We start from the raw sequence: 21,162 nt of genomic DNA, 5'->3' as shown, positions 1-21,162 counted from the left end.
ACTCACCTGTCTTATACTGATCGTTTCATTAATATATCGTCAATTAAGCCATACTCTTTAGCCGTTTCCGGATCCATAAAGTTATCACGATCCGTATCTTTTGCTACATCTTCTATTGGCTTACCGGTATGAAACGAAATAATTTCATTTAATTTTGTTTTAATTTTAATAATTTCACGTGTATGTATTTCAATATCAGAAGCTTGTCCTTGATATCCGCCCAACGGCTGGTGAATCATCACACGAGAATTAGGCAAACAATAACGTTTTCCAGCCGCGCCCGCTGTAAGGAGCAATGCCCCCATACTTGCGGCTTGACCAATACACATAGTACTTACATCCGGTTTAATAAATTGCATGGTGTCATAAATAGACATGCCCGCTGTTACCGAACCACCCGGAGAGTTTATATATAAGTGAATATCTTTATCTGGATTCTCAGACTCTAAAAATAATAATTGAGCCACGACTAAATTAGCCATATGATCTTCTACTTGGCCTACTAAAAAAATCACTCTTTCTTTAAGCAAACGCGAATAAATATCAAAAGAACGTTCGCCACGAGCCGTTTGCTCTATAACCATTGGTACAAGACCAGCACTTGTAATAGCAACTGGTCCAGATGTTGGATTTGTTAAATTCATACTAATTCCTTAAAACAAAAAAGCCGACACAGTATTCACTATGTCGGCCTTAGATAGAAATATAAGAGTAAACTTATGCTTCTGCGCTTTCTTCTACTTCTTCAGCAGCTTCGGCTTTCGGCTTAATAGCATCTTCATATCCCAAAGTTACCTCAGTAACTTGAGCAGATTCAAGCAGTTTATCAACAACTTGCTCTTCAAGTACAGCCGATTGAATCTGAGTCAAACGTTCTTTATCTTTCAGATAGAAGTCAATCACCTGCTGTGGTTCTTGATACGCTTGAGCCATCTCTTCCAAGAAAGACTGCACACGGTCATTTTCAACCGTTAATTCATTTTGCTTGATAACTTCTGAAATTAATAGACCCAACTTAGCACGCTTTGTGGCTTCATCTTGAAACAATTCAGCAGGAAGTTGAGACGCATCAAAACCTTGACCACCAAACTGTTGTGCCGCTTGCTGACGTAAACCATCAACTTCTTGCGAAACTAGCACAGAAGGAACGTCAACTGGGTTATTTTCTAGAAGACCATCAAACAAAGCATTTTTCAACTTAGCTTTAACCGCTTGATTTAGCTCACGTTCCATATTTTTGCGAACTTCAGCTCGAAGCGCTTCAACCGTTGCTTCTTCTAGACCAAATTTTTCAACAAAAGCATCATTCAATTCAGGGATAGATTGCTCAGCAACCTCTGAAGCAGTGATTACAAATTTTGCTTCTTTACCTTTCAATGCTTCTGCTTGATAATCTTCAGGGAAAGTAACCATCACATCACGTGACTCACCTACCTTCATACCAATGATGCCAGCTTCAAAACCAGGAATCATTGTGTTAGAGCCTAAAACCAATTTATGATCTTTAGCTTCACCACCTTCAAATGCTTCACCATCGATATAACCAACAAAATCAATTGTCGCCTGATCACCGTCAGCCGCTTCACGTTCGACAGCAACCCAATCAGCATTTTGTTTACGTAGCGTTTCAAGCATTGTATCAACATCAGCATCCGTCACTTCTGAGATAACACGCTCAACAGAAATGTTTGTTGCATCAACCAATTCAACAACTGGATATACTTCTACTTTCGCTACGAATTCTAAATCCGCACCTTCAGCCATTGATTTAGGCTCGATCGTAGGCATACCCGCTGGTTGCAATTCTTCTTTTTGAACCGCTTCAACATAAGCATCACGCATAATTTGTTCAATCGCGTCTAAACGAATACCCTGGCCATAACGTTTCTTAACAACATTAACTGGCACTTTACCTTTACGAAAACCATCGATACGAACAGTTTTTGCTGTTTTAGCGACTTCAGAACTTACTTTCTCATCAATACGAGCTGCTGGAACTGTGATGGTAAGTACGCGCTCGATAGCAGATGTTGTCTCTACAGAAACTTGCATAAAACTTCCTCTCGGGAATTTGCCTTAATAATGTTGATTTAAAAACATGAAGTAGTAGTGTGCATTCACTCTTATGTAATCAACAAGACTTTGAATTAATTTAAGTAATGTGAGAATGGTGCGCCTGAAGGGATTCGAACCCCTGACCGTCCGCTTAGAAGGCGGATGCTCTATCCGACTGAGCTACAGGCGCTTAACTCATTACTGTTATGTGGTGCGCTATTATATGGAAGGAATTCCATTCGTCAACTAAATGATGTAAAAAAGCCCAGAAAATCTGGGCTAAAATGACTTTTCATCACAAAGGAACCAAAAAAGGGATCGATAAATAACCAATCACCATAAAATGGCTAAAAAATCACAAAAGGAACAAATGAATAATAACAAAATGTAACCATCCCTTCAAGCATTAAGCACTAGAATCATGCATAACAAATAAAAACGCACTGAAGTAAAGCGCACAAACTAAGTTAGAAACTTACAACTTACAACTTAGAAAAGATCAGGTATTATTAACGATAGAAAAAACACACTATCACTGGGGCTATTTTGACGTTTAAATCAGCACTACATTTTACTAAAAACTATATATTTATTGTCTACAAATGTTATAGGGAAAGTAACTCAGGACTTAGGGCGGCACAACTCACTTTGGCAAGCCTTCTTGCCGCCGTTCCAATCATAACGATTATTCTTGGAATTCTTGGGTTCACACCAGCCTTACAAGAAATGCAGTCCACATTATTACAACTCTTAGAGACACATCTCGCTCCAGGGACCAGTGATGTCATACTTCCATACCTAATTACCTTTTCTGATCAAGCAAGGAGTCTCCCTCTAGCCGGTTTAGTCATGTTGATTTTAACGGCCTTACTTTTGCTAAATAGCTTTGAGGTCGCCGTTCAAGAGATATGGAAAATTTCATCACTTAGAAATATAAGAGAACGACTGTTAACGTATTGGGCTATTTTAACGCTTGGCCCCATCCTACTAGCAGCCTCTTTAAGCGTTTACGGCACATTACTTTCTTTTAAATGGCAAGGGGTAGCTATTGGGGAGTTTACTACGTATCTGGTCGAATTTAGCAGCGTAATTCTCTATTTTATAATGATTTTTGCACTTAACTACCTCTCACCCAATGCGACGGTAAAAGCCAAAAAAGCCGCCATTGCCGCCATATTTGCAACAGTAGCTTTATCACTTCTAAACACCCTATTCACTTCATTTGCCCAACTATTCGCTAATTATCAAGTAGTTTATGGTGCATTTGCGGCATTACCAACATTAATTGTATGGCTGCAACTGAGCTGGCATATCATTCTTATCTCTACCTGCTTATGTGCAAGTCTTCACCAACACGACTTCAACTCAAATAAAGAAACAACCTGTTAACTCTTGCTTAAAAATTGGACCTACAAATATGAACGACAAAATAAATGAACTGAATACACTATTGAAAGAAGCTGACTGCCTAATCAACACAGAGCAACTTCATTCAGTGTTAGACATTATGGCTAAGCAAATAACCAATGATTTAAGCGACAAAATACCTCTTGTTATTTGCGTTATGAATGGAGGACTCATTCCTTCTGCCGCCTTACTAGAACGTCTACATTTCCCCTTAGAACTTGATTACATTCATGCAACACGCTACGGCATGAAAACAGAAGGCAACACTCTAAAATGGCTGCACTACCCTCAGTCAGAACTAAATGGTCGTGAAATACTCGTTATTGATGATATTTTTGATCAGGGCCACACTTTAGAAGCGATTAAAGAATGGTTCCATGACCAAGGTGCTAAAGAGGTATATACAGCCACGATTGTGAATAAAGTACATAATAGAAAGGTAGAGAATATGCGACCTGACTACATAGGAATAGACGTTGAAGACCGGTTTTTATTCGGCTATGGCATGGATTACCAAGGTTTTTTCCGAAATCTACCGGGAATTTACGCAGTCAAAGGCAGCTAATAGATAAAAGCATAAATAAAAAAGGCCTATTTAGGATGAGCTAACAAAGCTAAAAATCCAAATAGGCCTTTTCTTATAGAAGAGTTTTAAAAAACTCGATTACAACCATTTAATGCCGCTACTCGATAAGCTTCCGCCATAGTCGGGTAGTTAAACGTTGTATTTAGGAAGTATTTCACCGTATTCAACTCACCAGGCTGCTTCATAATCGCTTGGCCGATGTGAACAATCTCTGACGCTTGGTCACCAAAACAATGGATGCCCAGCAACTCTAATGTCTCACGATGAAACAAAAGCTTCAGCATACCAACTGGCTCACCCGTTATTTGAGCTCGAGCCGTATGCTTAAAGAAAGCCCTACCCACCTCATAAGGTACTTTTTCAGCCGTCAATTCAGCTTCAGTTTTACCAACAGAACTGATTTCTGGAATTGTATAAATACCAGTCGGCACCTCATGAATAAAATGCCCTCCATCCAGTCCATACATATTTGCTGCAACGGCACGACCCTGATCATAGGCCGCACTCGCAAGGCTTGGCCATCCAATGACATCACCGGCCGCATAAACATTTTCAACCGCAGTCTGATACGTCTCTTGTACGGCTAATTGTCCACGACTGTTTGCCTCTAAACCAATTGACTCCAGATTCAAGCTGTCTGTATTACCAGATCGTCCATTACAGAACAAAAACGCATCTGCCCTGATTTTTTTACCCGAGTTCATATGAACAACAACACCACGCTCCGTTGTTTCAACCTTTTCATAAGATTCATTATGACGAATCAATACACCACTATCACGCAGGTGATAACTCAATGCATCCGTAATTTCATCATCCAAAAAGCTTAATAGTTTCTTTCCAGGATTTATAAGCTCAACTCTTACCCCTAATCCACAGAAAATAGAAGCATACTCACAACCAATTACACCAGCGCCATAAATAATCAGAGAACGTGGAGTATGACTTAAACTCAAAATCGTATCTGAGCAATATACTCTTGGATGAGTGAAATCAATATCAGCAGGACGATAAGGTCTTGAGCCAGTAGCAATCACAAATTTATCTGCAACTAATAATTCAGGCCCTTTTTCATAGGTATTTACCTCAACGGTATTGCTGTCTTTAAACTTCCCTTTACCGAAGTAAATATCAATTCGGTTGCGAGCATAGTATTCCGTTCTACCCATAACCTGCTTATCAATTACTTTATTTGCATGCGTAAGCACTTTCGGAAAAGAAAACCAACGAGGCTCGCCGATGTCGCGAAACATAGGGTTAGTATTAAAAGCAATAATTTCTTTAACGGCATGCCTTAACGCTTTTGAAGGGATTGTACCCAAATGTGTACAACTACCACCAACACGCTCACTGGCCTCAATAACGGCTACTTTTTTACCCGCCTTTGCCGCATTCATTGCAGCACCTTCACCTGCAGGTCCTGTACCTAATACTACGACATCATAATGTCTCGTCGTCATAATCGCCCCTCGATGTATATTGTCATTATTTGTTATTTCGATGCGTCGTAAAACTGATCTTCCGCTTTAACACTTGCTGCTGTGGTTGCATTTTCTTCGTCACATTTACCTTTATCACCACCACAAATATCACAAGCAACTTCCATTCCTAAAGCACTCATACCACCGCATGACCCAGATATGGGCTTCCTTCCCATCAATACCCCTACAGCCATTGCTGCCACTAGAAGTAACATTAGCCCGAACGCCAAAACAATTGTTAACATCACAAACTCCTATTAATTAAAATACGTATTCTATTTGATTGATGTTTTTAGATATGGTTCAAAAGCGGTAGAGACTCGCTCTTCATAGCCAAAATCTTTCTTAATCATCAAGTAAGCCGCTATACCATGCTTCTCGGCAAATTCTAACCCTTTATCCGGCCCAAGAACGGTTATCGCAGTAGCCAATCCATCCGCCATAACGGCCGTCTTATCTATAATAGTAACAGATACTAGCTTATGAGTGATTGGTCGCCCGGTCTTTGGATTAATAATATGAGAATATCGAACGCCATTTTTTTCGAAATAATTTCTATAGTCACCAGAAGTTGCAATAGCAAGGTCATCAACATCAATAATCAATTGAGCAACATTATGACCACCTGCAGGACTCTCAATGGCTATTTTCCAAGACCCTCCATCTTCTTTTTTTCCTTTAGAGCGAATTTCACCACCTACCTCGATCAAATAGCTTTCAATGCCATTTTCATCCAATTTATTGGCAATGGCATCAACACCATAACCCTTTGCAATAGAAGATAAATCCACATAGATGTCTTTTTCTTTTGAAAGGACATTGCCAGATAACAACAAATTTTGATAACCCACTTTTTGCTTGGCGTCATTAATTTTCTCATCCGTTGGCGGCTCATCTCTACTCTTATCAGGCCCAAATCCCCATAAGTTTGCCAATGGTCCAACTGTCACATCATAGTAACCATCAGACATAGTACTAATAAGCAATGCTTTATCTACCACATATGCAAATTCACTAGAGACCTCTTGCTTTGAGCCACTCGGCATTTTATTAAATAAGGATAAATCAGATGATGGATCATAAGTCGACATCAACTGATTAATACGAAGCAACACACTGTCCACATCATCTTTTAACGACTGAACATTGCCTCCACTCTCAACAGTATAAAACTTAACTGTGTATGTTGTACCCATAGTTGGTCCAGAAAAACTAACCAACTCAGGTGAAAATGTCATCCCTTTGATAAGCAATAAAAGGACAATAACTGGAGCTAAAATCAATACTATTTTTTTACGCATACACTTTCTTACTATAAAAATAAAACCCCACATAAGTGGGGTTTTATTTAGACAAATAATCTAGCCACCAAAATCATCAAGTAGAATATTTTCATCTTCTACACCAAGATCTTGAAGCATTTTTACAACCGCCTGGTTCATCATTGGAGGTCCACACATGTAGAACTCACAATCCTCTGGAGCAGGATGGTCTTTCAGATAATTCTCATACAACACATTATGAATGAAGCCTGTATAACCCTCCCAGTTATCTTCAGGTTGCGGATCAGAAAGTGCAAGATGCCACTTAAAGTTTTCATTCTCTGCTTGAAGAGTGTCGTACTCATCATCATAGAAAGATTCACGCAAACTACGAGCTCCATACCAAAAACTCATCTTACGCGTTGATTTCAAACGCTTAAGCTGATCAAAGATATGCGATCTCATAGGTGCCATACCAGCACCACCACCAATAAATACCATTTCAGCATCCGTATCTTTAGCGAAAAATTCGCCAAATGGTCCGTATACCTTAATTTTATCACCAGGTTTCAAGCTAAAAACATAAGAAGACATTTGACCTGGAGGAACATCATCTTTGCCAGGAGGTGGTGAAGCAATACGAATATTAAACTTCACAAGACCACGTTCTTCTGGATAGTTAGCCATTGAGTAAGCACGAATAATCGGCTCAGAAACAACAGACGTAAATTTCCAAAGATTGAATTTATCCCAATCCCCACGATATTCTTCTTCAATATCAAAATCTTTGTAATGGACAGTATGAGCTGGTGCCTCGAGCTGAACATAACCACCAGCACGGAAATTGACATTTTCACCTTCTGGTAACTTAAGCGTCAATTCCTTAATAAAGGTAGCTAGGTTTGGATTAGACTCAACAGTACAATCCCACGCTTTTACCCCAAATACTTCTTCAGGCACTTCGACATGCATATCTTGCTTAACAGCAACCTGACAAGATAAACGATAGCCTTCTTTTTCCTCACGACGATTAAAGTGAGATTGCTCCGTTGACAGCATAGAGCCGCCCCCACTACTAACAACACACTTACACTGTGCGCACGTACCGCCACCACCACAAGCAGAAGACAAGAAAACGCCATTTTCTGCTAGTGTTTGTAAAAGCTTGCCGCCAGCCGCCACTTTTATTTCTTTTTCGCCATTGAGATGTATCGTGACATCACCTGTACTTACTAGCTTTGCCCTAGCAGCCAATATAATGGCAACCAAAGCAAGCACTATAACGGTGAACATCACCACACCTAGAATAATTTCTAAGTTAAGCATGTTTAATAAATCCTATTCATGGTTCTTCTTGAGATGTAACTTACAGCTGAACACCAGAGAAAGACATAAATCCTAAGCTCATTAGACCTACCGTGATAAAGGTAATACCTAAACCGCGAAGACCAGCTGGCACATCAGAATATTTAAGTTTTTCACGGATACCCGCAAGCGCAGCAATTGCAAGCGCCCAACCGATACCAGCACCAACCCCATAAACAACACTCTCACTGAAGTTATAATCACGCTCTACCATGAAAAGAGACGCACCCATAATGGCACAGTTCACGGTAATCAGAGGGAGGAAAACCCCCAGTGCGTTATACAAAGCCGGCATGTATTTATCCAGCGTCATCTCAAGAATCTGAACAATTGCGGCAATAACCCCTATATAACTCAGCAAGCCAAGGAAGCTTAGATCAATACCAGGCATCCCCGCCCATTCAAGAGCACCATCTGCTAATAAGTTCTTATAAATCAAGTTATTTAAAGGTACCGTAATTGCCAGTACGACAACAACAGCAATACCAAGGCCAATAGCTGTTTCTACTTTCTTAGACAAAGCTAAGAAAGTACACATACCTAAGAAGAACGCCAACGCCATGTTTTCAACAAACACAGCCTTGATGAACAAACTAATTAAATGTTCCATTAATGAGCCTCCTGTACACGAGAATTGGCAGCGATTTTAAAATCAGGCGCTTCCACTTGATCTGTTTTCCAAGATCTTAGAGCCCAAATCACAAGACCAATTACAAAGAAAGCACTTGGAGGAAGCAGCATTAAACCATTAGGCTGATACCAACCACCGTTTTGAACGGTTTGGAAAATTTCAACACCAAACAATTTACCTGCACCCAAAAGTTCACGGAAGAAACCAACAACTAATAACATGGCACTGTAGCCTAAACCATTACCAATACCGTCAATGAAGCTCATCCCAGGAGGATTTTTCATTGCATAGGCTTCAGCACGCCCCATTACAATACAGTTGGTTATAATCAGACCAACGAACACGGACAATTGCTTACTAATTTCAAATGCATAAGCCTTTAAAATTTGATCGACCACAATTACCAACGATGCAATAACGATCATTTGTACAATGATACGAATACTGCTTGGGATATGATTACGAATAATCGCAATAAAAAAGTTTGAAAAAGCAGTAACTAAAGTTAAAGCAATCGCCATAACCAAACTTACACTTAAACTACTTGTTACGGCCAACGCAGAACAAATACCCAAAATTTGCAGAGCAATTGGGTTGTTATTCATTATAGGTGCAAAAAGCACCTTTCTTACTTCAGACATAATTACTCCCCCTCGCCTTTAAGATTAGACAAGAAAGGACCAAAACCTTGCTCACCTAACCAATAATGAACAAGATTGGTTACACCTCGACTGGTTAATGTTGCACCAGATAAACCATCCACTTTATAAGCGGCTTGTGGATCGGTCGAGTCAACAGAGCCTTTCACCAAACCTAGTACAGCTTCGCCAGATTCGTTGTAAACCATTTTACCTTTCCACAACGCTTTCCAGTTTGGGTTATCCACTTCACCACCTAACCCTGGAGTTTCGGCTTGATCATAAAAGCCAAAACCAATCACAGTGTTAAAGTCACTTTCTAATGCCATAAACCCATACATTGTTGACCACAATCCATAACCTTTAACAGGCAAGATAATACGCTCAATATCATCACCAGACTTAACCAAATACACAGAACTGTATTCAGCACGGCGTTTAATACTTGCAATATCATCTTCCGCTTCTAATGCAATAGATAAAGCAGGATCTTTTGACGCAATATTTTGATCGTATGTAGCCGGGTTAATACCAGCAGAAGTAAGCTCGGCCTCAGTAGCGAACTTACCTGTAGATATGTTTACCAAGCGTGTCTCAATAGACTCAAATATTTCGTCCACTGACTTGTCAGGATCTAGCATATCCGCCGCAGCTAAGATATTTTGCTTCCGATCTAGGTCTTTGTTGGCTTTTTGAATAGGCTTCAAACCAACAGCGGCTGCCGCAACAAATACGGAACAAACCAGACACAAAGATAGAGCAACGACAACCGTCTTTTTAATACTATCGTTACTAGACATTGCGAGCTTTCCTCCGTTTGATATTTGCTTGCACAACAAAGTGGTCAATGAAAGGCGAGAACAAGTTAGCAAACAATATCGCCAACATCATACCTTCAGGATAAGCTGGGTTTACTACTCGAATTAAAACAACCATAATCCCAATTAGCGCACCGTAGAACCACTTACCAGTATTTGTCATAGACGCTGACACTGGATCAGTCGCCATATACATCATACCAAAAGCAAAGCCACCCAAAACAAGGTGCCAGTACCAAGGTGTTGCGAACATTGGGTTTGTATCTGAACCAATTAGGTTAAATAAAACCGAAACGCCCAACATACCTAGGAACACGCCAGCAACAATTCGCCAAGCCGCTATCCTCATCACTAGAAGAGCACCACCACCAATCAAAATAGCAAAGGTAGATGTCTCACCCATTGAACCTTGAACAAAACCAAAGAAAGCATCAGACCAAGCTACAGACAAACCAGCAACACCATCTGCGGCTAACTGACTCAATGCTGTCGCACCGGAAAATCCATCTACGGCTGTCCAAACGGCATCACCTGACATAGAAGCAGGATAAGCGAAGAACAAGAAAGCACGACCAGCAAGCGCTGGATTCAAGAAGTTTTTACCTGTACCACCAAACACCTCTTTCGCAAGCACAACACCAAAGGTAATACCCAGAGCAACTTGCCATAAAGGAATGGTAGCAGGCAGTGACAAAGCAAATAAAATGGAGGTAACAAAGAAACCTTCATTTACTTCATGCTTACGAACCGCCGCAAAAAGCACTTCCCAGAAGCCACCAACAATAAAGGTCACAAGATAAACAGGTAAAAAGTGCAACGCACCATATATCATGTTATCCCACAAACTGGCTGCGCTATATCCGCTCAACGCACCAATTATTGAATGCCTCCAAGTATCTGGGCTTGCTACTCCCATTGCTTCCATTGCGGTATTCGCTTGAAAGCCAATGTTATACATGCCGAAAAACATAGCAGGAAAAGTACACATCCACACCAAAATCATGATGCGCTTCATATCTACCGCGTCACGAACGTGAGAACTTGCTTTTGTAACAGAACTTGGACGATAAAAGATGGTATCTACTGCTTCATATAAAGCATACCAATTTTCGTATTTACCGCCTGTATGGAAATGAGGTTCCATATCGTCGAGAACTTTTCTAAGCCCCATATCTTACCCCTCTCTTTCAATCAGAGTTAAACAATCCCGAAGGATCGGGCCATATTCAAATTTACCAGAACAACTGTATGTACAAAGTGCCAAATCTTCTTCATCTAGCTCTAAGACTCCTAACAATTGAGCTTGTTCAGTATCATTTACTACAAGTGAACGTAACAATTGAGTAGGTAAAATATCCATTGGGACTAAGCGCTCAAAGTGACCTAATGGCAACATTGTACGATCAGAACCATTTGTCGTTGTGCTCATAGCAAAATCCGTCTTTCCAAGCAGTTTTGACATAAAAACATTTAATACTGAATGTTTTTCATGACCTGCTCGTAAATAATGCATCATCTGACGTTCACGACCTTCAAGTAATACTGTCACTTGTTGATGGTAACGACCAAGAAATGCATATGGACCCGCCGCATTGCGACCAGACAAAACAGAACCCGAAATAATACGATTCTCACCTGACTTCAATTGACCCGCCGTCAATTCATCAAGGTGAGCACCGACCTGAGTTCGCAATAAACGAGGCGTTGTAACTTGCGGACCCGCTAATGAAATAACACGCTCTGAGTTCAACTCACCCGTAGTGAACAGTTGACCTATAGCGACTACATCTTGATAGTTAATAGACCAGACCGTTTTTTTATCACTAACAGAGTCTAGGAAGTGTATATGAGTCCCCGCTAATCCAGCAGGATGAGGGCCATCAAATTCTTGAACACTGACTTCAGACGTAGTAGGAATTTTAGTTCCTGGCGCTTTACATACAAAAACAGAACCTTTTGTAAGCTTGGCAATAACCGCCAAACCATCAGCAAAATGCTCTGTATTATCGGACAAGACAATTTCTGCTGAAGCCGCTAATGGATTAGTATCCATAGCTGTTACAAAAATTGAACTTGGCTCACTGTCAAGTGCAGGGACCTTGGAAAACGGACGCGTTCGAAATGACACCCATAACCCAGAGTCATTCAAATTATCAACAACCTGTTGACGCTCTAATGTTTTTAACTCAGAACCAGAGCAAGAGAAAAACGTCTCCGCATCTTGTCCTTGAACATCTATTACAACAGATTGAAGTACTCGTTTTTCACCACGATTAATAGCAGCCACAACACCAGCAGAAGGCGCAGTATACTTTACGCCTTCCGTTTTTTTATCTGTAAAGAGTAATTGACCTTTTTTAACCTTATCTCCAACCTGAACCATCATAGTAGGTTTCATACCATGATAATCGGGTCCGATCACAGCCACTGAGCGTGCGACTGGAGCATCTTCAATCACTTGATTAGGTGCTCCACTGATCGGTAGGTCAAGGCCTTTAGTAATTTTAAACATATGTTCTGCCCAACGAATATTGAACACAAAAGTACTTTATGTTGTATTTGTAGTATTTTAAAAAAAGACCTAACAATAAAAATCACATTTCTTGTAATTTTCAAACATAAAGCGACTTCACCAAAAAACCTTAGCATTATAAAGATCATTGACTGGATTGACTACCGCTTAAGGTGGATTTTACGAGACAGGATTGACTATTTCATAACAAATGATCTTTCCTTGTGAGCGGATAAGTAAGAAAACTACATTTTGGAAGCAAAACAAAAAGTTATAATACACTTTTGATATAAGACAGATTCAACACTGGATATTTACTTCTATCTAATGCAATTTACCAAAAACCTTTCAATTATCGCATTCTAGCGATTGATAAGCGTTTTAATAATCGACACAATAACCACATACAAAAATTTGTCACTTTGATTAAACGGTCATTAACAGATCGTCATGATCTTAAAGCGAACCAATCTGGCACTTTTTATAGGTACAATGCTCATCGCCTATATGGAATGATATCTAATTAAGTTAGGAAAACCTTACTACCAATGCCTTTACTTTCAACAGTTACGATCAATAAAAAGCCCGGCTTTCGCAATATCATATCGGGTATTTCCGGAAGCACACTAACATTGCAACTGCTCGAAATCGCTAAAGAGCAGAACAGCCCTATTGTTTTGCTTGCCAACTCGGTTGCGGAACTGAACGAAGTAGAGGACGAGCTTTCCTTTCTTAATAGCAGCAACTTACCTGTGTTACGTTTTTCAGATTGGGAGACGCTTGCTTATGATGCATTCTCTCCTCACCAAGACATCATTTCACAGCGACTTGAAACCCTTGCACAACTAAAAGACCAAAAAAGTGCCATCATTTTAACCACCATTTCTGCCTCAGCCGTTCGCCTGTGCCCGCGCTCCCACATCGACTCTCAAAGATTTAAATTAAGTGAAGGACAAACCGTTTCACTTGAATCACTTTGCAGTCAACTTATTAGTGGCGGATATAACAACGTACAAAGCGTCCGTGAACACGGTGAATTTTCTATTCGTGGTGCACTTATGGATGTATTCCCTATGGGTGCAGATCAACCCATACGAATAGATTGGTTTGATAATGAGATTGACACTTTACGCTGGTTTGATCCAGAGACTCAATTAAGCTCAGGCAAATTAAGCTCGATACAACTACTACCTGCACGAGAATTCCCTATAACAAAGGAAGGAATCCAGTTATTTCGTCAAAAATGGCGAGAACGCTTTGAAAACGCTCCACTCAGCTCTCCTTTTTATCAAGATATAAGCAATGGCATTATTCCAACAGGCATAGAATACTACCTACCTCTTTTTTTAACGAAACACAAAGCTTCTTTGACTACTTACCTGAAAATACATTACTCGCCCAAACAGGAACCTTGACTGATGGCTACCATGCGGTAAAAGCAGAATATATAAGCCGTCACGAGTCTCTTGGGTACGATATTGAACGCCCTATTCTTGACCCAAATGAAATCAACTTAAGAGAAGAGGAGTACTTTTCAGCCCTAAATCAATTTGCTCATATTGTTTTATCGTCAGAGGGTGAAAATGCGCTTTTTAGTGCTCAACCCTCACTACTTATTGATTCTAAAAACGACAGACCACTGCAAAAACTACAAGATTTCATCAAATCCTGTAAACACAGGGTTTTAATTGTTGCTGAATCTGCCGGCCGAAGAGAAGCGCTGATTGACCTTTTTAAAAAATATAAGATTCATCCCGTCAGCACGGACTCATGGAACGATTTTCTCAATAGTGACACTTTATTAGGCATCACAGCTGGTCGTATTAATCGTGGTTTTCAAATAAGTAATTCTCTTACGCTCATTGCCGAAAATGAAATCATGGGGGAACGGGTTTCCCAATACAGGCGACGTAAGCAAAGCGATATTAATGAAGATGCTATTATTCGTAACCTTACCGAACTCAGAATAGACGCGCCTGTTGTTCATATCGATCACGGCGTCGGTCGATATTTAGGTCTTACCAATTTAGAAATCGACGGTCAAGAGACAGAATTACTCACTCTCGGCTACGCAAACAGCGCGAAGCTGTATGTCCCGGTCTCATCTCTGCAACTTATATCCCGCTATACCGGTGGAGATGAAGACACAGCACCGCTGCATAAATTAGGCACGGAAAAATGGAGCATTGCGAAACAAAAAGCAGCAGAAAAAGCTCGAGATACGGCGGCAGAGCTATTAGAAATCTATGCTAAGAGAGAAGCTCGTGTGGGGCACGCTTTTTCAAAGCCAGACGATCAATACGAGTTATTTTCAGCCGGTTTTCCATTCGAAGAAACACCCGACCAACAGCTTGCCATTGACGCCGTTATAAATGACATGAAAAACCAAAAGCCGATGGATAGACTTGTTTGTGGTGATGTTGGTTTTGGCAAAACAGAAGTGGCAATGAGAGCGGCATTTCTCGCGGTACAAGGTGGAAAGCAAGTGGCGGTATTAGTGCCCACTACATTACTAGCACAACAACATTATGAAAACTTTCGGGATCGCTTTGCCGACTGGCCAATAGAAATTGCTCTCCTCTCCCGTTTTCGTAGTGGCAAACAAACCACAGAGGCATTGGCACAGCTTGCTGAAGGTAAAGCGGACATCGTTGTTGGCACACATAAACTGTTACAGAGCGATATAAAATACGCAGACCTTGGGTTGGTTATTATTGATGAGGAACACCGTTTTGGTGTCAAACAAAAAGATCAATTTAAAGCACTAAGAGCCGAAGTCGATATACTCACGTTGACCGCTACCCCAATACCTAGAACATTAAATATGTCTCTTTCCGGCATACGAGATCTCTCCATAATCGCTACACCGCCAGCGAAACGTTTGTCCGTAAAGACTTTTGTAAAAGATAGGGACAGCAACAATATTAAAGAAGCTATCTTGCGTGAATTGCATCGCGGCGGTCAAGTTTACTTCTTACACAACGACGTACAAACCATACAAAAGGCAGCAGAAGAGCTGATAGAACTTATTCCAGAAGCAAGAGTAATTGTCGGTCACGGGCAAATGCGTGAACGTGAGCTAGAACAAGTCATGTCTGACTTTTATCATAAAAGAGCTAATATTCTGGTCTGCACCACAATCATTGAGACAGGCATTGATATTCCAAACGCAAACACCATTATCATCGAAAGAGCGGATAAGTTTGGTTTAGCTCAACTGCATCAACTTAGAGGTCGAGTGGGCCGCTCCCATCATCAAGCTTATGCCTACCTACTCACGCCCACAGATAGAAAAATCACACCAGATGCCGAAAAACGCTTAGAAGCCATCCAATTAGCAGATACCCTAGGTGCTGGCTTCACTTTAGCCACTCACGATTTAGAAATACGCGGAACCGGTGAGTTGTTAGGCGATGGGCAAAGCGGGCACATTGAACATGTTGGCTTTTCTTTATTTATGGAAATGTTAGACCGGGCCGTTAACTCACTAAAAAAAGGCGAAGCGCCTGATGTTGATATCAGCTCTCCGCAACAAATAGATATCAACTTACGAATACCTGCGCTAATCCCAAGTGATTACCTTGACGATGTTCACAGCCGTTTAATCTTGTATAAACGCATAGCTAATGCAAAAACAGAAGGCGAACTAAAAAACCTTCAAGTAGAAATGATTGATCGTTTCGGCCTACTACCCGAAGCCACCAAAAACCTATTTAGACAAACCAGTCTGAAACTAAAAGCGGAGCAACTTGGCATCACTAAAATTGAAGCGAATAGCAATGAGGGTAAAATTCATTTTGGTCCTTCTACACCAGTGAATCCCATGACTCTGATAAAGCTTATTCAAGCAAAACCGGATTCCTATAAACTCGCTGGATCAGATACACTAAAATACATTGCCGATATGCCATCCGCTGATAGCCGCTTTCAGCATACTTTAAAAACCTTGGAGTTATTACATTGAACACTCAATTAATGTTTTTCTGTGGTATCAGCTTAATCAGCTCGCTACTCTTTGCTGAAGACAGCAACGCGAATACAGATCAACCTAATGCCAAAGCCTACAAAGCCTATTTAATGACCTTTGCTTGGCCAGAAAAAAACACGGTTGAGCACATAGAATACGAAGAATTACTAAGCTTAAAAGCAACTCCAAAGTTCGAAAATCAAGAAGAAGGCAATAAAGCGAATAATCGATCGAATAGCGCCGATATAGCGCCGATTAACAATCCTTTTGGCTCTTATCAGAATAAAATCAAAAGCGGTGTAAAGGTGTTAACTAACAATACCTGGACATTAATCTTTAATGGACGAGGTCATTCCCTAACCCATCAATTTAATAGTAACCCATTGGCCTCTGGATATGCTGAACTACAAGGATCAATAAAGATAAAACTTGGTCGCTATTTAGAATCAGATATCCAGTTAAACCATTATAAATTTAATTTTATAACCGCAGAAAAAGATACGATCAAATCAACAGAAAACGATACTAGCTCGATACCAACTAGCCTACTTACCATTCACCAACGCAACAAAACGGCCAGTAAAAAGCTAAATTATATCGACCATCCCACTATTGGGGCTTTACTGTACTTTGAACCTATGGACATAGAAGAGGCCATTCAACAGCAAGCACTCGAAAACTTAATGTCGAATATTCAAAAAATCAGCAATACGAATACGTTAAATTAAACCAAGATAAACAATAATTAGAAACAACAAACGAAAAACCACTATTTGTTGTTTCTAATGCGATCCTATCTTGACTTATTTAACGAATATCAGCGTGCTCAAATAACATTTAGAAACCTCGATACTGTGACACAGTCGACAACCATTTAGTTAATTTAGTTTCTACCGCAGATAAAACCGATAAACCTAAACGTTCTGCTATTTTTTTGGGTTCTTTATAAACGATAGAAAACACATCTGCATCTTGATACTGACTGACTAGATAACCATCACTTGTTGATATTTCATCTATAAGTCTGTTATCCAAAGCCTTAATTCCATACCAAACATCTCCGGTAGCAATTTTTTCAATATCCACGACATTTCTCTGAGAAGATACAAACTCTTTAAATAAAACATGCGTTTCTTCAAGATCCTGTCGAAATTTCTCACGCCCTTCATCTGTATTTTGGCCTAACATAGTAAGCGTTCTTTTATATTTACCGGCGGTATGTAATTCTACATCAACCAAATTCTTATCTAAAAGTCGGTGTATATTAGGCACCTGAGCCACCACACCAATTGACCCTAAAACAGCAAACGGCGCTGCGACTATTTTATCCGCAACACAAGCCATCATATAACCACCACTTGCGGCCACTTTATCGACACAAACAGTTAAAGGAATGTTAGCCTCTTTAATTCTCATCAATTGGGACGACGCTAAACCGTAGGCATGCACCATACCACCGCCACTTTCTAAACGAATCACCACTTCGTCTTTTGCCGTCGCCACACTTAAAACCGCCGTAATTTCTTCTCGCATACTATCTACCGCAGACGCTTTTATATCCCCATCAAAATCCAGAACAAACACTCTTGATCTCTCTATAGCGTCACCCGATTTATTCGTTTTATCTCGCTCTTTAATAGCTTTCTTTTTCATTTTTTCATTTTTTTCAGCGCCTTTTTATCTAATAGCTCCGCATTAAGTGTGTCTTTCATTTTTTCATATTGATCATTGATCTTACGAATTGAAATCCCACCCTCTTTTGGTTTGCTTTTACCGCTCGCAATACCAGCTATAAATAACCCTAAAATAATGGCGACTGTTACTAATTTTAATAAAAAACCTGCATATTCTGTAAAAAATTCCAATTTCTTTCCCTTCTAATAGATTGAGACAATGAATTAATGAGGCAAATATATAGAAAAACAATGCCACATACTAATATAAACCTATGGTGTAACACGCTTTATTACCTTATGATTCTCAGCATTTTAATTTTCAGTAGAGATTTTCAATTTGAATACGGGAGTATAAAATGCAAGACACGCTCGCAAAAGCGTTTAGCAAGAACTTTTTAGGGTCGTCTCCATTATGGTATAAACAAGTAATCATTGCCTTTCTGGTACTAAACCCTTTACTGCTCGTGGTACTAGGGCCCTTCCTAACAGGCTGGTTACTAATCATTGAGTTTATTTTCACTTTAGCCATGGCACTTAAATGCTACCCACTTCAACCAGGAGGGTTGCTTGCCATTGAAGCGGTTATTCTAGGCCTAACCAATACTAACGGCGTCTATAACGAGGTTGTCCATAATATTGAAGTCATTTTACTGCTCATGTTTATGGTCGCAGGCATTTACTTCATGAAAGACATGCTGCTTTTCATCTTTAATAAGCTACTGGTTAAAGTCAGATCAAAAACAGCCATTTCTTTGATATTCAGCCTTTCCGCTGCTTTCTTGTCCGCCTTTTTAGACGCGCTAACCGTAACGGCAGTACTCATTAGTGTCGGTGTTGGTTTTTACTCCGTTTATCACAAAGTTGCCTCCGATCAATCTTCAAATAAAAGTCATGACCCAGGCAGTGATGCAAAAATTCTCCCCGTCAATGCTGGAGATTTAAACGAGTTCAGATCGTTCTTACGCAGTCTATTGATGCATGGTGCTGTCGGTACTGCTTTAGGTGGTGTAGCAACACTAGTAGGCGAACCCCAAAATCTGCTTATAGCAAAAGTGGCTGGATGGGATTTTATTGAGTTTTTCTTAAAAGTCGCTCCCGTTTCAATGCCTGTTTTAGCTTGTGGCCTACTCACTGTTGTTGCGCTAGAAAAAACCAAATGGTTTGACTATGGCGCCCACCTGCCAGAGAACGTTCGGCAAATATTAAAAAACTTTGAGAGAGAAGAAAGTAAACGCAGTACGAGTACCCACAAAGCCCAACTCATTATTCAAGGTATTGTGGCCGTTATTCTGGTTTTCTCTCTCGCTTTCCATATTGCTGAAGTCGGTCTAGTCGGCTTGATGATTATCGTTCTATTAACTGCATTTAATGGTATTACTGAAGAGCACCGCATTGGCCATGCATTCGAAGAAGCACTTCCTTTTACGGCCTTACTGGTTGTCTTTTTTACCGTCGTCTCTGTAATACATGAGCAACACCTATTTCAACCATTTATCGACGTTGTTCTACATATGCCTGCTGACATTCAGCCGATTATGTTTTTTGTCGCGAATGGTGTTCTGTCTGCTATCAGTGACAACGTCTTTGTTGCGACTGTTTATATAGGTGAAGTAAAGGCCGCTTTAGATGCTGGCACTATCAGTCGTGAACAATTTAACTTATTAGCCGTAGCGATTAATACCGGAACCAACCTGCCTAGTGTAGCAACTCCAAATGGCCAAGCCGCATTTCTATTCCTATTAACATCCGCTATTGCACCATTATTGCGTTTGTCTTATGGAAAAATGGTATGGATGGCATTGCCTTATACAATTGTGCTCAGCACAGTCGGTGGGTTGTGTGTAGTATTTTTACTATAGAGCCCTAAAGAAACAAAAAAGCCTCTAAATAGAACTTGAATGGAAACCAATTCAACATCTTACTTAGAGGCTTTATTTATTCGCTAATCACTTTTTTGTCTAAAAAATTTTACTTTTTATAACAAATTCATTCTCGCCAAAGCACTCGACCTGCGTTTTTTTCAATTAAATTTAAACGCTCATCATGTAACTCAAGTTCATCGTCATTCGCTCTAATCACTTTCAACATCGATCTATCAGGTGCTAAGCGACGAATAGTCCAAGACGATGAATCACCACTCTCTTTTTCGCTAATATCATCATTTGATAACCCTAAAGAGGTTTGGCCGCCGGTCATTAATAAATAGACGTCTGCCAGTATCTCTGAGTCTAACAAGGCCCCATGAAGTTCTCGATGGGAGTTGTCGATACCATAACGACGACAAAGAGCATCCAAGTTATTCTTTTGTCCAGGGTGCTTTTTTCGAGCGAATTTAAGCGTATCAAAAACAGTACAGACATCATTGGTTTTTGGCATATTACCAAGCATGGAAAACTCATGATCCATAAAACCAACATCAAAGGGCGCATTATGAATAATTAACTCTGCGCCTTTAATAAAATCCAAAAAGTCCTGGGCAACATCCCTAAATAAAGGTTTGTCCGCTAAAAACTCATTACTGATACCATGAACGTTAAAAGCCTCAACCTCAACTTCACGCTCAGGATTAATGTAAACATGGAAATGCCTATTAGTAAGTTTGCGGCCGATCATTTCGACACAACCAATCTCAATAATACGGTGACCTTGCTTAGGATCAATACCGGTTGTTTCAGTATCCAAAACAACAAATCTATCCGCCATGCTCTACAAACCTCTTTGAAACAAAAATAATGCTGATTAGGAGAAAATAAACAATGCCATT

General features: G+C 40.1%; 18 protein-coding genes, 1 tRNA gene and 1 pseudogene. 5 read left to right on the top strand and 15 right to left on the bottom strand.

Annotation, left to right across the window (positions count from 1 at the left end):
* Positions 1-11: 11 nt before the first annotated feature.
* The 3 genes from clpP to O1D97_RS14595 form a co-directional block, all read right to left on the bottom strand.
* Positions 12-644, bottom strand: coding sequence for an ATP-dependent Clp endopeptidase proteolytic subunit ClpP (gene clpP, locus O1D97_RS14605; RefSeq protein WP_269126744.1), 633 nt, complete (start codon positions 642-644; stop codon positions 12-14).
* Positions 645-717: 73 nt separating this feature from the next.
* Positions 718-2,052, bottom strand: coding sequence for a trigger factor (tig, locus tag O1D97_RS14600; protein WP_269126743.1), 1,335 nt, complete (start codon positions 2,050-2,052; stop codon positions 718-720).
* 116 nt (positions 2,053-2,168) lie between these two features.
* Positions 2,169-2,245: transfer RNA gene (locus O1D97_RS14595), tRNA-Arg, on the bottom strand.
* Between the two features lie 356 nt (positions 2,246-2,601).
* Between O1D97_RS14595 and O1D97_RS14590 the strand changes: the two genes are divergently transcribed.
* Both O1D97_RS14590 and O1D97_RS14585 read left to right on the top strand, forming a co-directional pair.
* Positions 2,602-3,444, top strand: coding sequence for a YihY family inner membrane protein (locus tag O1D97_RS14590; RefSeq protein ID WP_269126741.1), 843 nt, complete (start codon positions 2,602-2,604; stop codon positions 3,442-3,444).
* 28 nt (positions 3,445-3,472) lie between these two features.
* Positions 3,473-4,027, top strand: coding sequence for a hypoxanthine-guanine phosphoribosyltransferase (locus O1D97_RS14585; protein WP_269126739.1), 555 nt, complete (start codon positions 3,473-3,475; stop codon positions 4,025-4,027).
* Positions 4,028-4,113: 86 nt separating this feature from the next.
* On the opposite strand, the gene sthA is transcribed toward O1D97_RS14585, so the two are convergent.
* From sthA to O1D97_RS14540, 9 genes are read right to left on the bottom strand one after another with little or no spacing between them, the layout of a single operon-like run.
* Complete coding sequence (sthA, locus tag O1D97_RS14580) at positions 4,114-5,508, bottom strand: Si-specific NAD(P)(+) transhydrogenase (RefSeq protein ID WP_269126737.1); 1,395 nt, start codon at positions 5,506-5,508, stop codon at positions 4,114-4,116.
* Positions 5,509-5,540: 32 nt separating this feature from the next.
* The gene (gene nqrM / locus O1D97_RS14575; protein WP_269126735.1) at positions 5,541-5,774 is read right to left on the bottom strand and encodes a (Na+)-NQR maturation NqrM; all 234 of its coding nucleotides are present in this window, start codon (positions 5,772-5,774) and stop codon (positions 5,541-5,543) included.
* 30 nt (positions 5,775-5,804) lie between these two features.
* Positions 5,805-6,830, bottom strand: a complete 1,026-nt coding sequence (locus O1D97_RS14570; RefSeq protein WP_269126734.1) for an FAD:protein FMN transferase — start codon at positions 6,828-6,830, stop codon at positions 5,805-5,807.
* Between the two features lie 60 nt (positions 6,831-6,890).
* Positions 6,891-8,117 carry an NADH:ubiquinone reductase (Na(+)-transporting) subunit F gene (gene nqrF / locus O1D97_RS14565; RefSeq protein WP_269126732.1) on the bottom strand — a complete coding sequence of 409 codons (1,227 nt, stop codon included), beginning with the start codon at positions 8,115-8,117 and terminating at the stop codon, positions 6,891-6,893.
* A 40-nt stretch (positions 8,118-8,157) separates the two neighbouring features.
* The gene (gene nqrE / locus O1D97_RS14560) at positions 8,158-8,766 is read right to left on the bottom strand and encodes an NADH:ubiquinone reductase (Na(+)-transporting) subunit E (protein WP_269126730.1); all 609 of its coding nucleotides are present in this window, start codon (positions 8,764-8,766) and stop codon (positions 8,158-8,160) included.
* Positions 8,766-9,428 carry an NADH:ubiquinone reductase (Na(+)-transporting) subunit D gene (locus tag O1D97_RS14555; RefSeq protein WP_269126728.1) on the bottom strand — a complete coding sequence of 221 codons (663 nt, stop codon included), beginning with the start codon at positions 9,426-9,428 and terminating at the stop codon, positions 8,766-8,768. The genes nqrE and O1D97_RS14555 overlap by 1 nt, the downstream gene beginning before the upstream one ends.
* Positions 9,429-9,430: 2 nt before the next feature.
* Positions 9,431-10,225, bottom strand: a complete 795-nt coding sequence (locus tag O1D97_RS14550) for a Na(+)-translocating NADH-quinone reductase subunit C (RefSeq protein ID WP_269126726.1) — start codon at positions 10,223-10,225, stop codon at positions 9,431-9,433.
* Complete coding sequence (locus O1D97_RS14545) at positions 10,218-11,414, bottom strand: NADH:ubiquinone reductase (Na(+)-transporting) subunit B (protein ID WP_269126724.1); 1,197 nt, start codon at positions 11,412-11,414, stop codon at positions 10,218-10,220. Before O1D97_RS14545 ends, O1D97_RS14550 begins: the two co-directional genes overlap by 8 nt.
* Before the next feature lie 3 nt (positions 11,415-11,417).
* Complete coding sequence (locus O1D97_RS14540) at positions 11,418-12,755, bottom strand: Na(+)-translocating NADH-quinone reductase subunit A (protein WP_269126721.1); 1,338 nt, start codon at positions 12,753-12,755, stop codon at positions 11,418-11,420.
* Positions 12,756-13,303: 548 nt separating this feature from the next.
* Here O1D97_RS14540 and mfd point away from each other — a divergent pair.
* Together mfd and O1D97_RS14525 are read left to right on the top strand one after the other, a co-directional pair.
* Positions 13,304-16,719: pseudogene (gene mfd / locus O1D97_RS14530) on the top strand (transcription-repair coupling factor).
* Positions 16,716-17,450, top strand: coding sequence for a CsiV family protein (locus O1D97_RS14525; RefSeq protein ID WP_269126718.1), 735 nt, complete (start codon positions 16,716-16,718; stop codon positions 17,448-17,450). The pseudogene mfd and the gene O1D97_RS14525 overlap by 4 nt, the downstream one beginning before the upstream one ends.
* 109 nt (positions 17,451-17,559) lie before the next feature.
* On the opposite strand, the gene sohB is transcribed toward O1D97_RS14525, so the two are convergent.
* Together sohB and O1D97_RS19655 are read right to left on the bottom strand one after the other, a co-directional pair.
* Positions 17,560-18,375, bottom strand: coding sequence for a protease SohB (sohB, locus tag O1D97_RS14520; RefSeq protein WP_330221494.1), 816 nt, complete (start codon positions 18,373-18,375; stop codon positions 17,560-17,562).
* Complete coding sequence (locus O1D97_RS19655) at positions 18,372-18,587, bottom strand: hypothetical protein (protein WP_330221493.1); 216 nt, start codon at positions 18,585-18,587, stop codon at positions 18,372-18,374. Before O1D97_RS19655 ends, sohB begins: the two co-directional genes overlap by 4 nt.
* Before the next feature lie 167 nt (positions 18,588-18,754).
* Here O1D97_RS19655 and nhaB point away from each other — a divergent pair, with 167 nt between their 5' ends.
* Positions 18,755-20,257 (top strand): sodium/proton antiporter NhaB, encoded by a 1,503-nt coding sequence (gene nhaB, locus O1D97_RS14515; RefSeq protein WP_269126715.1) that lies wholly within the window; start codon positions 18,755-18,757, stop codon positions 20,255-20,257.
* Between the two features lie 127 nt (positions 20,258-20,384).
* Here nhaB and dnaQ read toward each other — a convergent pair whose 3' ends face one another.
* Positions 20,385-21,101 (bottom strand): DNA polymerase III subunit epsilon, encoded by a 717-nt coding sequence (gene dnaQ / locus O1D97_RS14510; RefSeq protein WP_269126713.1) that lies wholly within the window; start codon positions 21,099-21,101, stop codon positions 20,385-20,387.
* Between the last annotated feature and the right edge of the window lie 61 nt (positions 21,102-21,162).

The sequence above is a fragment of the Marinomonas phaeophyticola genome, from assembly GCF_026966905.1.
Taxonomy (GTDB): Bacteria; Pseudomonadota; Gammaproteobacteria; order Pseudomonadales; family Marinomonadaceae; genus Marinomonas; species Marinomonas phaeophyticola.
This window is presented reverse-complemented; position numbering and strand designations above follow the sequence as displayed.

Bases quoted from the DNA above. Each gene is read 5' to 3' on its own strand.
- clpP (WP_269126744.1), bottom strand. From the start codon at position 644: ATGAATTTAACAAATCCAACATCTGGACCAGTTGCTATTACAAGTGCT.
- tig (WP_269126743.1), bottom strand. From the start codon at position 2,052: ATGCAAGTTTCTGTAGAGACAACATCTGCTATCGAGCGCGTACTTACC.
- O1D97_RS14585 (WP_269126739.1), top strand. From the start codon at position 3,473: ATGAACGACAAAATAAATGAACTGAATACACTATTGAAAGAAGCTGAC.
- sthA (WP_269126737.1), bottom strand. From the start codon at position 5,508: ATGACGACGAGACATTATGATGTCGTAGTATTAGGTACAGGACCTGCA.
- nqrM (WP_269126735.1), bottom strand. From the start codon at position 5,774: ATGTTAACAATTGTTTTGGCGTTCGGGCTAATGTTACTTCTAGTGGCA.
- O1D97_RS14570 (WP_269126734.1), bottom strand. From the start codon at position 6,830: ATGCGTAAAAAAATAGTATTGATTTTAGCTCCAGTTATTGTCCTTTTA.
- nqrF (WP_269126732.1), bottom strand. From the start codon at position 8,117: ATGCTTAACTTAGAAATTATTCTAGGTGTGGTGATGTTCACCGTTATA.
- nqrE (WP_269126730.1), bottom strand. From the start codon at position 8,766: ATGGAACATTTAATTAGTTTGTTCATCAAGGCTGTGTTTGTTGAAAAC.
- O1D97_RS14555 (WP_269126728.1), bottom strand. From the start codon at position 9,428: ATGTCTGAAGTAAGAAAGGTGCTTTTTGCACCTATAATGAATAACAAC.
- O1D97_RS14550 (WP_269126726.1), bottom strand. From the start codon at position 10,225: ATGTCTAGTAACGATAGTATTAAAAAGACGGTTGTCGTTGCTCTATCT.
- O1D97_RS14545 (WP_269126724.1), bottom strand. From the start codon at position 11,414: ATGGGGCTTAGAAAAGTTCTCGACGATATGGAACCTCATTTCCATACA.
- O1D97_RS14540 (WP_269126721.1), bottom strand. From the start codon at position 12,755: ATGTTTAAAATTACTAAAGGCCTTGACCTACCGATCAGTGGAGCACCT.
- sohB (WP_330221494.1), bottom strand. From the start codon at position 18,375: ATGAAAAAGAAAGCTATTAAAGAGCGAGATAAAACGAATAAATCGGGT.
- nhaB (WP_269126715.1), top strand. From the start codon at position 18,755: ATGCAAGACACGCTCGCAAAAGCGTTTAGCAAGAACTTTTTAGGGTCG.
- dnaQ (WP_269126713.1), bottom strand. From the start codon at position 21,101: ATGGCGGATAGATTTGTTGTTTTGGATACTGAAACAACCGGTATTGAT.